The sequence below is a fragment of the Streptomyces sp. NPDC039480 genome (assembly GCF_055597165.1).
Map to the genome: position 1 here is coordinate 384010 of NZ_JBVITX010000004.1, position 14361 is coordinate 398370.

Annotated in this window: 11 protein-coding genes and 1 pseudogene; 3 read left to right on the forward strand and 9 right to left on the reverse strand. The window is 72.4% G+C overall.

Annotated elements, in window-relative coordinates:
* Window positions 1-90: 90 nt before the first annotated feature.
* On the forward strand, window positions 91-1503 hold the full coding sequence (gene murC, locus ACZ56E_RS15665; protein WP_471214479.1) for a UDP-N-acetylmuramate--L-alanine ligase: 1413 nt from the start codon (window positions 91-93) through the stop codon (window positions 1501-1503).
* A gap of 13 nt (window positions 1504-1516) precedes the next feature.
* Complete coding sequence (msrB, locus tag ACZ56E_RS15670; RefSeq protein ID WP_471214480.1) at window positions 1517-1924, forward strand: peptide-methionine (R)-S-oxide reductase MsrB; 408 nt, start codon at window positions 1517-1519, stop codon at window positions 1922-1924.
* A gap of 18 nt (window positions 1925-1942) precedes the next feature.
* Here the strand turns inward: msrB and ACZ56E_RS15675 are convergent, their stop codons facing one another.
* The 6 genes from ACZ56E_RS15675 to ACZ56E_RS15700 form a co-directional block, all read right to left on the reverse strand.
* Window positions 1943-3244: a M28 family metallopeptidase gene (locus tag ACZ56E_RS15675; protein ID WP_471214481.1), complete on the reverse strand. Its 1302-nt coding sequence runs from the start codon at window positions 3242-3244 to the stop codon at window positions 1943-1945.
* Window positions 3245-3440: 196 nt separating this feature from the next.
* Window positions 3441-3830, reverse strand: coding sequence for a D-ribose pyranase (gene rbsD, locus ACZ56E_RS15680; RefSeq protein WP_471214482.1), 390 nt, complete (start codon window positions 3828-3830; stop codon window positions 3441-3443).
* Window positions 3827-4768, reverse strand: a complete 942-nt coding sequence (locus ACZ56E_RS15685) for a ribokinase (protein ID WP_471214483.1) — start codon at window positions 4766-4768, stop codon at window positions 3827-3829. Before ACZ56E_RS15685 ends, rbsD begins: the two co-directional genes overlap by 4 nt.
* Before the next feature lie 55 nt (window positions 4769-4823).
* Window positions 4824-6770 (reverse strand): ABC transporter permease/substrate-binding protein, encoded by a 1947-nt coding sequence (locus ACZ56E_RS15690; RefSeq protein ID WP_471214484.1) that lies wholly within the window; start codon window positions 6768-6770, stop codon window positions 4824-4826.
* Window positions 6760-8292 (reverse strand): sugar ABC transporter ATP-binding protein, encoded by a 1533-nt coding sequence (locus ACZ56E_RS15695; protein WP_471214486.1) that lies wholly within the window; start codon window positions 8290-8292, stop codon window positions 6760-6762. The genes ACZ56E_RS15690 and ACZ56E_RS15695 overlap by 11 nt, the downstream gene beginning before the upstream one ends.
* Window positions 8289-9359, reverse strand: a complete 1071-nt coding sequence (locus tag ACZ56E_RS15700) for a LacI family DNA-binding transcriptional regulator (protein WP_471214487.1) — start codon at window positions 9357-9359, stop codon at window positions 8289-8291. The genes ACZ56E_RS15695 and ACZ56E_RS15700 overlap by 4 nt, the downstream gene beginning before the upstream one ends.
* 342 nt (window positions 9360-9701) lie before the next feature.
* Between ACZ56E_RS15700 and ACZ56E_RS15705 the strand changes: the two genes are divergently transcribed.
* The gene (locus ACZ56E_RS15705; RefSeq protein WP_471214489.1) at window positions 9702-10088 is read left to right on the forward strand and encodes an SH3 domain-containing protein; all 387 of its coding nucleotides are present in this window, start codon (window positions 9702-9704) and stop codon (window positions 10086-10088) included.
* 35 nt (window positions 10089-10123) lie between these two features.
* Here the strand turns inward: ACZ56E_RS15705 and ACZ56E_RS15710 are convergent, their stop codons facing one another.
* From ACZ56E_RS15710 to ACZ56E_RS15720, 3 genes and pseudogenes are all read right to left on the reverse strand, one after another.
* Complete coding sequence (locus ACZ56E_RS15710; protein ID WP_471214490.1) at window positions 10124-11401, reverse strand: DUF1266 domain-containing protein; 1278 nt, start codon at window positions 11399-11401, stop codon at window positions 10124-10126.
* A gap of 49 nt (window positions 11402-11450) precedes the next feature.
* Complete coding sequence (locus ACZ56E_RS15715) at window positions 11451-12716, reverse strand: cytochrome P450 (RefSeq protein ID WP_471214491.1); 1266 nt, start codon at window positions 12714-12716, stop codon at window positions 11451-11453.
* A gap of 776 nt (window positions 12717-13492) precedes the next feature.
* Window positions 13493-14260: pseudogene (locus ACZ56E_RS15720) on the reverse strand (alpha/beta fold hydrolase); the annotation flags it as partial.
* Window positions 14261-14361: the final 101 nt, after the last annotated feature.

Genomic DNA, 14361 nt, shown 5'->3' on the forward strand with positions numbered 1-14361 from the left:
GCGGCAGCCGGGTGCCTCGGGCGTCGTGGGCCGCGGGAGGCCATAGGCTGGGGCCTGCTCAGTCGTCGTAACACCAGGGGAGACACACGCATGGCACCCGGCCTGCCCCAGTCCATGGCCGACATGGACCGACCGCACTTCATCGGCATCGGCGGCGCCGGAATGTCGGGCATCGCGAAGATCCTGGCCCAGCGCGGCGCCGAGGTCGCGGGCAGCGACGCCCGCGAGTCCGCCACCGCGGAGGCGCTGCGCGCGCTCGGCGTCACGGTCCACATCGGCCACGACGCCGCGCACCTCGCGTCCGATGCGACCTGCGTCGTCGTCTCCTCCGCCATCCGCGCGGACAACCCCGAGCTGGCCCGCGCCGCCGAGCTCGACATCCCGGTCGTGCACCGCTCGGACGCCCTGGCGTCGCTGATGAACGGCCGGCGCCCGATCGCGGTGGCGGGCACGCACGGCAAGACGACCACGACGTCGATGCTGGCCGTCACCCTCGCCACCCTCGGCCTCGCCCCGTCGTACGCGATCGGCGGCGACCTGGACGTGCCGGGGTCGAACGCGCTGCACGGCGAGGGCGACATCTTCGTCGCCGAGGCCGACGAAAGCGACCGCAGCTTCCACAAGTACGCGCCCGAGGTCGCCATCGTCCTCAACGTGGAGCTGGACCACCACGCCAACTACGCGTCGATGGACGAGATCTACGAATCCTTCGAGATCTTCGCCGGCAAGATCGTCCCCGGCGGCACGCTGGTCATCTCGGCGGACCAGGCGGGCGCGGTCGAGCTGACCAAGCGCGTCCGGGACCTCGGCGGGCTCAAGGTCGTCACGTACGGCGAGTCCGAGGGCGCCGACCTGCGCATCCACAAGATCACCGCGCGCGGCCTGACCAGCGAGGTCACCGTTCTCCTCGACGGCAAGCTGCTGACCTTCACGGTCTCGGTCCCCGGCCGCCACTACGCGAACAACGCGGTCGCCGCCCTCGCGGCGGGCATCGCGCTCGGCATCCCGTCCCGGAACCTCGCGGGCGCCCTGAAGTCGTACACCGGAGTCAAGCGCCGCCTCCAGCTCAAGGGCGAGGAGGCGGGCGTCCAGGTCGTCGACTCCTACGCCCACCACCCGACGGAGATGACGGCCGACCTGGAGGCGATGCGCTCCGCCGCGGGCACCGAGGGCGACTCCCGCATCCTCGTCCTCTTCCAGCCCCACCTCTTCTCGCGCACCCAGGAACTGGGCACGGAGATGGGCCAGGCCCTCGCCCTCGCCGACTCCTCCGTGGTCCTCGACATCTACCCGGCCCGCGAGGACCCGATCCCCGGCATCACCAGCGCCCTGATCATCGACGCCGCCCGCGAGGCGGGTGCCGAGGTCGCCGCCGCGCACGACAAGGCGGAGGCCGTGCGGATGATCGCGGGAATGGCGAAGCCCGGTGATCTCGTTCTCACGATGGGAGCGGGCGACGTCACGGACCTCGGCCCGCAGATCCTGGCCGAGCTGTCGAAGTAAGGGGTTCAGAGTCATGTCGTACGACGTCGAGAAGCCGGACGAGCAGTGGCGCGCGGAGCTGACCCCGTCGGAGTACGCGGTCCTGCGCCAGGCCGGCACGGAGCCCGCGTTCGTCGGTGAGTACACCGACACGAAGACGAAGGGCGTGTACTCCTGTCGCGCGTGCGGCGCGGAGCTGTTCACCTCGTCGGAGAAGTTCGAGTCGCACTGCGGCTGGCCGAGCTTCTTCGACCCCAAGGACACGGACGCGGTCGAGCTCGTCCAGGACACCTCGCACGGCATGGTCCGCACCGAGGTGCGATGCGCACGCTGCGGATCGCACCTCGGGCACGTGTTCGAAGGGGAGGGGTATCCCACTCCGACGGATCAGCGGTACTGCATCAACAGCATCTCGCTGCGGCTGACGCCGGACGAGAGCTGAGCCTTTCGCGGCCGGAAGCTAGAACGTCAGCTTCCAGCTGTTGATATAGCCCGTGTCCTGCGCGGCGACATCCTGCACGCGCAGTTTCCACGCGCCGTTGGCCGGCTCGCTGGACGCGTCGACCGTGTACGTCGCGATGACGTTGTCCGCCGAGTCGTTGCCGCTCGAGTTCTTCAGGCGGTACGCCGTGCCGTCGGGGGCGAGCAGGTCGACGACCACGTCGCCGCGCCAGGTGTGCCGGATGTCGACGTCGACCTTGAGGGTGGCGGGGGCGTTGCCGGTGCGGCCGGTGACGTCCACCGTGGACGTCACCGCGGGGCCGTTGTCCGGAACGGCGACGTCCGTCGTGTTCTCGTACGCGTCGCCGGGCGGGACCGTGGTGCCGGCGCCGAGGGTCCAGACCGCGTGGGCGATGGCGTCGCTGTTGCGGTCCAGGGCCGTGTCGTTGACGTTCGACGTGGTGTCGCAGGACGAGTGGTAGCAGCGGTCGAAGGCCTGGCCCGCCGTGCCGCCCCACTTCTGCGCCTGCGCGCTGGACTTGGCGCGTTCGGCGCCGGTGAAGAGACCGCCGACCGGGATGCCGACGTTCTTGAACGGCGCGTGGTCGGAGCGGCCGTCGCCGTCCGTCTCGATCTCCGTGGGGACGTTCAGGCCCGCGTAGAAGTCCTTGAACGTCTTCTCGATCGTGGGGTCGTCGTCGTAGACGAAGTAGCCCGGGTTCGGCGACCCGATCATGTCGAAGTTCAGATAGCCGCTGACCTTCGAACGGTCCGCCGTCGGCAGGTTGTTGACGTAGTAGCGCGAGCCGACCATGCCCAGCTCCTCGGCGCCCCACCAGGCGAACCGCAGATGCTTCGTCGGCTTGAGCTGTGCGCGCGAGACGGCGAGCGCGGTCTCCAGGACCCCGGCCGAGCCGGAGCCGTTGTCGTTGATGCCGGGGCCGGACGAGACGCTGTCGAGGTGCGCGCCCGCCATCAGGACCTGGTTCGCGTCGCCGCCCGGCCAGTCGGCGATCAGGTTGTAGCCGGTGCCGCCGCTCGCGGTGAACTGCTGGATGCGGGTGGTGTATCCGGCCGCGTCCAGCTTCGCCTTCACGTAGTCGAGCGATGCCTTGTAGCCGGGGCGGCCGTGGGCGCGGTTGCCGCCGTTGGCCGAGGCTATGGACTGGAACTGGGAGAGGTGCGCCTTGACGTTGGCGAGCGGTATGTCCGGCGCCGCGAGCGTGGGTGAGGGGGCGGCGATGGCGGGGGCGGCGGTGGCGAGCAGGCCGCCGATGGCCAGGGTGGCGGCACCGACGGCCGCACGTCTGAAGAGTTTCATGTGGGGCTCCGTATTCCGAACAGCGAGAGGGACGGAACGTGCGAGGCGCCCCGCGACGCGGGTGCCGCGGGGCGCCTTTGGAGCTGTGCGTTGCCTGATGTTGAGGGCGCGACGACCCACCGTCAAGAGCGGAAACCGGTCACATTGCGGTCAGTTGTGTTCGTATAGCGGACGGCTCCTCGGTAGGCCGTCGGGCTCAGAAGAAGACACCGCACCTCAGCAGCACATTCGCGTACGGCCGTGCCTCGCCGGTGCGGACCACCAGGCGGGCCGCGGCCGAGCGGCGCTTGAGGTCCTCGTGCGGGACGAGGTCGAGCGCCGGAAGGCACTCCCGCAGCAGCCGCGCCGCCGCCGGATTCGCCTCCCGCACCTCCTGTGCCGCCGTCCCGCCCTCCACCACCAGCTCGGCGAGGAGGCCGTCGAGGACCTCCGCGAACGACGGGACCCCGGCCCGGAACGCCAGGTCCACCACGCGCGGGCCCGCCGGGATCGGCATGCCCGCGTCGCAGACGAGCACGGTGTCGCCGTGCCCCAACTCGGCCAGCGCGCCCGCGAGATGACGATTGAGTATGCCCGACTTCTTCACCGGGACGAGGCCTCTCCCGCGGCGTCGGGAAGCTCCGAAGCCGTCGGGTACGAGCCCTGCGCCCCCTTGCGGGTGACCGCCGCCGCACCCACCCGTACCGCGTAAGCCGCCGCCGTCGGCAGGTCCTCGCCGAGGCCCAGGCGCCAGCCGAGCGCCGCGGTGAAGGCGTCGCCCGCGCCCGTCGTGTCCACCGCGTCGACCTTCGGGCTCGCCACCCGCACGGCCTCGGAACCGTCGGAGCCGCCCGCGGTCAGCGCGCCCTCGGCGCCCAGCGTGATCACCACCGAGCGGGGGCCGAGGGCGAGCAGCCCGCGCGCCCACTCCTCCGGGGTCTCGCCCGCCTCTTCGCCGAGGATGACGCGCGCCTCGTGCTCGTTCACCACCAGCGGGTCGCAGGCGGCGAGGACTTCGGCGGGCAGCGGGGCCGGAGGGGAGGGGTTCAGGACGAAGCGGGTGCCGGGGCGCAGCGTGCGGGCGACCTCGGCGACCGTGTCCAGGGGGATCTCCAGCTGGCTGGAGACCACCCGGGCCGCCGCCAGCAGGCCGCTCGCCGCGCGGATGTCGTCGGGGGTGAGGCGTCCGTTGGCACCGGGGGAGACCACGATGCTGTTGTCGCCCGACGGGTCGACCGTGATCAGCGCGACGCCGGTGGGCGCGCCGCCCACCAGGACGCCTGCGGTGTCCACGCCGGCGGCCCGCTGCGCGTCCAGGAGGAGCGTGCCGTGGGCGTCGTCGCCGACCCGGGCGAGCAGCGCGGTGCGGGCGCCGAGGCGGGCCGCGGCCACCGCCTGGTTGCCGCCCTTGCCGCCGGGGTGGACGGCCAGGTCGGAGCCGAGCACCGTCTCGCCGGGCGCGGGGCGCCGCTCCACGCCGATCACCAGGTCGGCGTTGGCGGAGCCCACGACCAGCAGCTCGTAGTCGGTGTTGTCGGCGTTCATGTGCTGATTCCTGCTTTCGTACGGTGTGGAGGCGAGGGTCACGAGACGTCGTGGGTCACGAGAAATTGTGCACGTTCTTCGCCGTGACGACCTTCACCGGTACCTTCACCGTCTCCTGGACCTTCTTGCCCTGCGTGGCCCGCACCGCGTTGCGCACCGCGATCTTCCCGAGCTCCTTGGGCTGCTGCGCCACCGACGCGTACAGCGTGCCCGCCTCGACCGCCTTGAGGCCGTCGGGCGTGCCGTCGAAGCCGACGACGGGAACGGAGTCGCCCGCCTTGTCGCCGAGTGCCTTGACCGCGCCGAGCGCCATCTCGTCGTTCTCGGCGAAGACGCCGTTCACGCCCTTGTTGGACTGGAGGAGGTTGGTCATGACGTCCAGGCCCTTGGTGCGGTCGAAGTCCGCGGGCTGCTTGGCGACGACGTCGATGCCGGGGTAGGCCTTGATGCCCTCGGCGAAGCCCTGGCCGCGCTCGCGGCTCGCGGAGGTGCCGGGCGTGCCCTGGAGGACGACGGCCTTGCCCTTGCCGCCGAGCTTCTCGGCGAGCGTCTTCGCCGCCAGCCTGCCGCCCGCGACGTTGTCGGAGGCGACGAGCGTTGCGGTCTTCGCCTTGTTCACGCCGCGGTCGGCCGCGACCACCGGGATGTCCTGCTTGTTGGCGCCGCGCACGGCGGGGCCCGCCGCGTCGGAGTCCACCGGGTTGACGATGATCGACTTCACGCCCTCGCCGGTGAAGTTCTGCAGCTGGTTGGTCTGCTGGGAGGCGTCGTTCTGCGCGTCGGTGACCGTCAGGTCGATGCCCGCCTTCTCGGCCTCGGCCTGCGCGCCCTCCTTCATCTGGACGAAGAAGGGGTTGTTCAGGGTGGACAGCGACATGCCGATCTTCGTGGTCGTGCCCGAGGAGCCCGAGTTGAAGAAGGAGACCGCGCCGACGACGGCCGCCACGACCACGGCGGCGACCGCGTACTTCACCGCCTGCGGCCCCTTCCCGCGGATGCCTCCGGAAGCACCGGAGGAGGCGCCCGGCGTCGCCCCGGCCCGCCGCCGCAGCGTGTCCAGGAGGACCGCGAGCGCGATGACGACACCGATGACGACCTGCTGCCAGAACGCCGACACGGAGAGGAGGTTGAGCCCGTTGCGCAGCACCGCCAGGATCAGCGCGCCGATCAGCGTCCCTGACGCCTTGCCGACGCCGCCCGCGAGGCTCGCGCCGCCGATGACGACCGCGGCGATCGCGTCGAGCTCGTAACCCTGCGCGGCCTGCGGCTGCGCGGAGACGAGGCGGGACGCGAGGACGATGCCCGCGACGGCCGCGAACAGACCGGAGAGGGCGTAGATGACGAGCTTCTGCCTCTTGACGCGCAGGCCGGACAGACGCGCGGCCTCTTCGTTGCCGCCGATCGCGTACATGGAGCGGCCGATGAACGTACGGCCGAGGACGACGGCCGTCACCAGCCCCATCACGACCATCACGATCACCGGGACAGGCAGCCAGCCGCCCACTGTGTCACCGAGGTGCGAGACCGAGTCGGGGAACGCGATCGGGCTGCCCTGCGAGATCACCAGCGAGAGGCCGCGGGCCACCGACAGCATCGCCAGCGTCGCGATGAACGGCGGGAGCTTCCCGTACGAGACGAGCAGGCCGTTGACGAATCCGCAGGCCATGCCGGTCGCCACGGCGAGGACCACCGCGAGCCAGACCGGCAGCCCCTCCGAGGTCGCCGTCCAGGCGAGGACCGTGGCCGACAGCGCGGCCACCGAGCCGACCGACAGGTCGATGCCCGCCGAGACGATCACGAACGTGACGCCGAACGCCAGGATCGCGGTCACCGCGGCCTGCACGCCCACGTTGAGCAGGTTCTGGGTGGTGAGGAAGTCGCCGGACAGCAGCGACATCGCCACGACCAGGACGATCAGGGCGCTGAGCGCGCCGTTGTCGAGCAGGACGCGGCGGAGCGAGGCCGCGCCACCCGCGTCGCGCTTCAGGGTTTCAGTGGCCACGGGAGCCCTCCGCTTCTTCTTCGTTCCGTACCGCCGCGGTGCCGACGGCGAGCGCCATCACCGCGTCCTGGGTGGCCTCTTCGGCCGTGAGCTCGCCGGCGATCCGGCCCTGCGCCATGACGAGGACCCGGTCGCTCATGCCGAGCACCTCGGGCAGATCGCTGGAGATCATCAGGACCGCGTGCCCGGCGGCCGTCAGTTCGTTGATGAGCTGGTAGATCTCGACCTTCGCGCCCACGTCGATGCCGCGGGTCGGCTCGTCGAGGATGAGGACCTTGATGTCGGCGAGCAGCCACTTGCCGATGACGACCTTCTGCTGGTTGCCGCCGGACAGGGTGCGGACGTGCTGGCCGAGCCCGGCCATGCGCACCCCGAGCTGTTCGGCGATCCGCGCGGCCGCCCGCTGCTGCCCCTTGAGGTCCACGAGCCCGGCGCGCGTCGCCGAACGCAGCGTCACCAGACCGAGGTTCTCCCGCACCGACGCGTCGAGGAGGAGCCCCTGGCCCTTGCGGTCCTCGGGGACCAGGCCGATGCCCGCTCCCATCGCCGCGTTCACGTCGTGCCGGGGCAGCCGCTCGCCATGCACGTCGACGGATCCGGCGTCGTACGGATCGGCGCCGAAGACGGCGCGCGCCACCTCGGTGCGGCCCGCGCCCACCAGGCCCGCGAGGCCGACGACCTCACCGGCCCGCACCTCGAAGCTGACGTCGTGGAAGACGCCGTCCCGGGTGAGGCCGTCCACGCGCAGCAACGGGGCGCCCGTGTCCGGGCGTTCGCGCGGATACTGCTGCTCGATGCTGCGGCCCACCATGAGGCGTACGAGCTCGTCCTCGTCGGTCGACGCGGGCACCTGGTCGACGCTGCGGCCGTCGCGCAGGACGGTGACGCGGTCGCCGAGTGCCGCGATCTCCTCCAGGTGGTGGGTGATGAAGACGATGCCGACGCCGTCCTCGCGCAGCGTGCGCACGATCCGGAAGAGCTTGTCGACCTCCTCGGAGGTGAGGACGGCGGTGGGCTCGTCCATGATGAGCACGCGCGCGTCCAGGCTCAGCGCCTTGGCGATCTCGACCATCTGCAGCCGGGCGATGCCCAGTTCGCGGACCTTGGCGCGCGGCGACACCTGGACGCCGACCCGCGCGAGGAGCACCTCGGCGTCGGCCTCCATCTTCTTCCGGTCGACGAGGCCGAAGCGGCGCGGCTGCCGCCCGAGGAAGATGTTCTCGGCGACCGTCAGGTCGGGGACGAGGTTGAACTCCTGGTAGATGGTGGCGATGCCGAGCCGTTCGGCGTCCTGCGCGCCGTTGATACGCACCTCGCGCCCCTCGGCGAAGATGCGTCCGCTGTCGGGCCGGTAGGCGCCGGAGAGCATCTTGATGAGGGTGCTCTTGCCCGCGCCGTTCTCGCCGAGCAGGACGTGCACCTCGCCGCGGCGCAGATCGAAGTCGACGGAGTCCAGGGCGACGACGCCGGGGAACGTCTTGCGGATGCCTTCGATGCGCAGCAACTCGCTTTGCTCACTCACGTGTTGCTCCTTCGGAGTGGTACGGAGGTGTCCTCACCGGTACCGGTGAGGGCGCCGGTGTCCTCGCCGCAGGAACGGCGGACGACGAGGCGGGCGGGCAGGGTCACGGAGCGCGGGCTCCTGCCCTCGATCCGGTCGACAAGGGCGCGCACGGCGGCCCGGCCGAGGTCGGCGGTCGGCTGGCCGATCGCGGTGACCGGCGGGTCGGTGTGCACGAACCACGGGATGTCGTCGAAGGCCGCGAGCCCGATGTCGTCCGGGACGCGCAGGCCGCGCGCGCGGATCGCGTCGAGTGCGCCGAGCGCCATCAGGTTGTCGGCGGCGAAGACGACGTCGGGCGGCTCGGGCAGGGCGAGGAAGCGCTCGGTGGCGCGCCGCCCGCTGGCGGCCTGGAAGTCGCCCTGGCCGATGTACGCGTCGGGCAGCGCGGTGCCGTGCTCGCGCAGCGCGTCCCGGAAGGCCTCGACGCGCTCGCTGCCGGTGGTGGTGGCGGCAGGGCCCGCGATGATGGCGAGCCTGCGGTGGCCGAGCCCGTGCAGATGGGCGACGAGGTCGCGGACGGCCTGCCGCCCGTCGGAGCGGACGACAGGGACGTCGTCGCCCACGCCGGGGATCCACCGGTCCACGAAGACCATCGGGGTGCCGGCCCGCACGGCGTCGAGCATCAGCGGCGAGCCGCCGTCGGTGGGGGAGACGAGCAGCCCGTCGATGCGCCGGTCCAGCAGGGTCCGTACGTGGTGGTCCTGGAGCTCGGGCCGTTCGTCGGCGTTGCCGATGATCACGCTGTAGCCGAGCGCGCGGGCCGCCTCCTCGACGGACCTGGCCAGCTCGGTGAAGTACGGGTTGAGCACGTCGCTGATGACCAGGCCGAGGGTGCGGGTCTGGTCGGTGCGCAGGGACCGGGCGACGGCGTTGGGCCGGTACCCGAGCGCCTCGACGGCGGTGACGACCCGGGCGCGGGACGCGGGGCTGACGGAGGGGTGACTGTTCAGGACGCGCGACACGGTGGCAACGGACACACCGGCCTCGGCCGCGACGTCCTTGATGCTCACCGAACTCGGGGTCATCGTCGGTCCACCTCCTCGTGGAATCGATTACACGGAGGATTGGAAACGATTACACGGGGCTGTGACAAGGGGGGAGGGGGCGGTGGGGGGCGAGTGAGACCTGATCGTGATGCTTGCTGGGAGTGAGCCTGCGTACCGCAGGGGTGACCGGGGGTGTGCCTGCGTACCGCAGAGATCGTCGGGGGTGTGCCTGCGTACCGCAAAGGTTTACGCGGACTTGCACCGCTGGGTTGACGTGTCCTCGGCGAGGCGTCCGTAGGGTCCTGTCGTGTCAGACCGTTGGATCGTCAGCGGGCCGTCTTGTCGGGCCGTCGACGAGTCCATGAACCGGGGGAGTCAGTCATGCGCGTTTCCAAGCCACGCATATGTGCCACCACGTTTGCCACCACACTCGCCGTCGCGGCGGCCGTGCTCACGCCCGTCGTCACGGCGGCGCCCGCCCACGCCACCGCCCCGTGCGGCAAGACGGCCCCCGACCGGGACAACAGCACCTGGCGCGCCACCGCCAACGGAGCCAACATGCGGTCGGGCTCCAGCACGGGATGCCGGTCCAACGGCCTGGCCTCGCGCGGCGACAAGCTGGACTACCACTGCTACACCTGGGGCCCCTGGATCGGTGAGACGCGGACCGCGTGGACGTACGCGCGCAACACCCGTACGGGCGTCCAGGGCTGGCTGCGCACGGACACCATGAGTGACTTCGGCAGCAACGTGCACTGCGGCTTCTGACGCGGCGGCCGCGGGGCAAGGCCGAAGGCTTCGGGTCAGGCCTGCTGGAACGGCACCGTGAGCCAGGGGCTGTCCGGGTCCGTCGTCAGGGCGCGGTGGGCGCGCAGCACGTCCGTGTACCAGGAGCCGAACGACTCCTCGTCGAAGTGGAGGCAGCGGCCCAGGACGTAGCCCGCGGAGAACGTCTCCCAGGAGGGGTACGCGGCGCGCGCGGCGTCGGAGGCGCGTTCCAACGCCTTGATCAGTTCCGCGTGGGTGGCGTACCGGGCGCCGCGGCCCCAGCGGGCCATCTTCGAGGCGCGGCCGATGTCCCAGGCCGCGACGGTGGCGACGTGACCGTCGGGCGGCAGGAGCCCGTCGGCGCGGAAACGGGCCTCGTAGCGCAGCACCTTGCCGGCCAGGCCCCGCAAGTGCGCGACGAACTGGTCGAGTTCGGCGTCCTCGCCCGGACGGTGCGGTTCGGCGGGGCCGCCGGTCTCCACCACGCGGCGGCGCAGTGCCGTCTCCACCTCGTCGCGCCACAGCTCCGGGTCGACGCGGGGCCCGTGCCGCCGGATCAGGGCGGTGCGGGCGTCGAGGACGAAGTCCCAGTACCAGGGGCTGACGTCCCGGGTGAGCAGCCGCTCCTGGAGGGACAGCCAGTCGTCGCGGTCCTGCACGCCCCACCACTCCGCCAGGCGGCCGATTTCGTTGTGGTGGCCCGCGCCGTGCCAGTCGACGGTGTTCCAGGCGTCACCGTTGGTGAAGCACAGGTGCGCGCCGCACGCCAGACCGTGCAGGAGGGCGCTGCCGGGCTCGGGTGTCCTCGTGCGCCGGGTGTCGATGCGGTTCGCGAGACCGTCGGAGCGGTGGTACTTGGCGTGCAGGTCCGACCAGACCTCCCGCTCGTCGTCGGTGGTCAGATAGAACTGCTGGCACGGCGTCGCCGCGTTCACGACGAGGAAGTCGACGTCGTCCGGGCAGCCGGCGGCGAGCGAGTCCAGCGTGACGTATTCGTAGACGACGGCGGGGTGCGGCCGGGGCAGCACACCCGCCGTGTAGACCTGCGCGGCCTTCCTGCCGTCCGGCAGGTCGACGGTGAGCAGCGGGCTCTCGGTGGCGTCGCGTTCCGTCCCGGTGGCCGAGACCGGGCGGTACAGGCCCTCGACGGCTATCGCCCGCAAGTAGCCGTAGGCGTCGTCCGCCTGGCACAGCTCGTACAGGTGCTGCTCCAGGTCGGCGGGGGCCTGCCAGGGGCTGCGGTCCGCCGGTGCGGGGAAGTCGGGGAAGACCTCGTCGTGGAACTCGTCGTCGTGGAGCTCGTCGTCGTGCATGGGCGTGCTTCTCCGCTCGGGCGCTGCGCTGGTTTCGCGATCTTGCACCTTACGCGGGCGCCACGAGGCGCAGCGACTTCAGGCCGTTGATGAAGTGCGAGACCAGCCGGCGCGGCGGTGCGGCGAGCCGCAGGGACGGCAGGGCGCGGGCCGACTCCTCGTGGAACACGCGCAGTTGGAGCCGGGCGAAGTGCGCGCCGAGGCAGACGTGCGGGCCGTCGCCGAACGCCACGTGCGGGTTGGGTGCGCGCGACAGGTCGAGGCGGTGCGGGTCGGTGAAGACGCGCTCGTCGTGGTGGGCGGAGGCGTGGAAGACGACGACCTTGTCCCCGGCCGCGATGCGCGTCCCCGCCAGCTCGGTGTCGTGGGCCGCCGTGCGCCGGAAGCTGAGCACCGGCGGGTGCCGGCGCAGCAGTTCGTCCACGGCAGTGGCGGTGGTGACCGCGCCGGCCCGCAGCCGCGCGTACTCACCGGGGCTCTCGGCGAGCGCCAGCAGCCCGCCGGGTGCCGCGCTGCGTACGGTGTCGTTGCCCGCGACGGTGAGCAGGAAGAAGAACATCTCCAGTTCGGCGACGGTGAGTTCGGGATCGTGGGCGAGCGTCGTCAGGACGTCGTCGCCGGGATGTCTGCGCTTGTGCGCGGCCAGCGTCCGGGCGTACGCGAACATGTCGCGCAGCATCGCGGGCGAGCGGGGGTTGACCGGCTCGCCGTCCGGGCCGAGGACGGGTGGCGGCGCCTCGTCGGGGTCCTGGTAGCCGATGACGCGCTGGGTCCAGTGCAGGAGGAGGCCGCGGTCGGACGCGGGGACGCCGAGCAGGTCGGCGAGGTTGAGCAGGGCGAACTCGTCGGTGACGGCGGTGACGACGTCGAAGGTGCCGTCGCCGTCACGCGCGTCGGCGAGGGCGGCCGCGAGGAGCGTCCGGGCCCGCTCCCGCACCCGCGCCTCGAAGCGCTCGATCCGGCGCGGTGTGAACGCGCGGCTGACCAGCCTGCGCAGCCGCCCGTGATCGTTGGCGCCCGCGCTCCGCCGCGTGGCGGGATCCTGATTGAGCATCATGCGCCGGATGAACGGCAGGTCGTCGGGGGCGGGATCGCGGATCTGGGTGGCGCCCAGATACGAGGAGTACGTCGCCGGATCCTTCAGGACGCGTACGACATCCGCGTGCCGGGTGACCGCCCAGAACCCCGGCCCCGCGGGCCAGCCCAGCACCGCGGGCTCCTCCTGCCGGGCCACGGGGTGGTGGTCGCGCAACACGCGGTAGCGGTCGTGGGGGACGCCCTCCGCGTAGAGCCGCGGATCGAAGACGTCGGGCACGGGGGGCGCAGCCGCAGGCGCATCACCCCCACTCACGCACCACCACCGCCGCCGTCCCGGGAGCGGCCCAGGCCCGGGGTCCCACCGGCGCCGGTGGCTTCGCCCGTGCCAGTGGCTTCGCCCGTGCCGGCGGTCTCGCCAGCGTCCGCGGCCTCGCCTGCGCCCCTGCTCGCGGGCTCGCCCGTGCCGGTAGCCCCGCCCGCGCCCGCGGTCCCGCCCGTGCTCGTGGCCTCGCCTGTGCCGGGGGCCTTGCCCGTGTCGGCGGTCCTGCCCGTGCCGACGGCCTCGCGCGCGCCCGCAGTCCCGCTCGTGCCCGTGCCCGCGGCTTCGCCCGTGCGGGTGGCCTCGCCTGTGCCCGCGGCCCCGCCCGCGCCCGTGCCCGCGGCCCCGCCCGTGCGGGTGACCTCGCCCGTGTCGGCGGTCCTGCCCGTGCCGACGGCCTCGCGCGCGCCCGCAGTCCCGCTCGTGCCCGTACCCGCGGCTTCGCCCGTGCTCGCGGCCTCACCCGCGCCCGTGCTCGCGGCCTCACCCGCGCCCGTGCTCGCGGCCTCGCCCGCGCCCGTGCTCGCGGCCTCGCCCGCGCCCGTGCCCGCGGCCTCGCCCGCGCCCGTGCTCGCGGCCTCGCCCGCGCCCCTGCTCGCGGCCCCGCCCATGCGGGTGACCTCGCCCGTGTCGGCGGGCCCGCCCGCGCCGACGGCCTCGCGCGCGCCCGCGCCCGTGCCCGCGGTCCCGCCCGCGCGGGTGGCCTCGCCCGCAGCCCCACCCCCGCCCCCCTCCCCGTCCGCACGCATAAAGTCCTCCACCGTGCGGATCAGTTCTAGGGGTACCTCGTCCATCGCGTAGTGCCCTGCCCCGGGCAGCTCCGCCAGTTCGCCGTGTGGGTATGAGTGGAGCCAGGTGTGGCGCATGAGGTCCGATGACAGGGCGGGGTCGAGTGTCCCGGTGATGGCGAGTGCGGGGACGGGGGAACCGTCGATCTCCGTGTGGAAGTCGTCGTTCGCCCACGAGTCCAGCCAGGCGCGGAACGCCTTCGCGTCGCTGACCTCCAGGGAGCGCCGCACCATCCGGTCGAGCCAGGCCCGTGGACGTACGCCACCCGTGGTGATGTCGAGGATGGCGCGGCGGTGCTCCGGGGTGTGCGCGGCGGAGGCGAACAACTCCCGTCGTTCTGGAGGGAGTTGAAGGCCGTTCGCGGGGACTGGTGATACCCCTACGAGGCGGCGCACCCGGTGCGGGGCCGCGGCCAGGACGCGCTGGGCGACGCTGCCGCCCATGGAGTGCCCGATCAGCGAGAACCGCTCCCAGCCGAGCCCGTCGGCCAGGTCGAGGACGTCGGCCGCGCCCTCACTCGTCGTGTACGCGCCGACGGCGTCCTTCGCCTCCCCGTACCCACGCAGATCCACCACCGCGTACTGGAACGCCTCGCTGTCCAGGTCCGCGAGCACCGGCCCGTACGCCGACCGGTCGGCGAACCAGCCGTGGACCGCGATCACCTTGTGCGGGCCTTCGCCGAGCAGGGTGTGGGGGAGCAGGAAAGGAGGCACAGCCACTCCGATCGCCGGGGAGGTCCCGGGCGGCACCGGTCGGTGCGGGACCGTGACCACGGTGTCCCCAACCGCGACGCCGCGCAAGGGTGCCCGCGCCG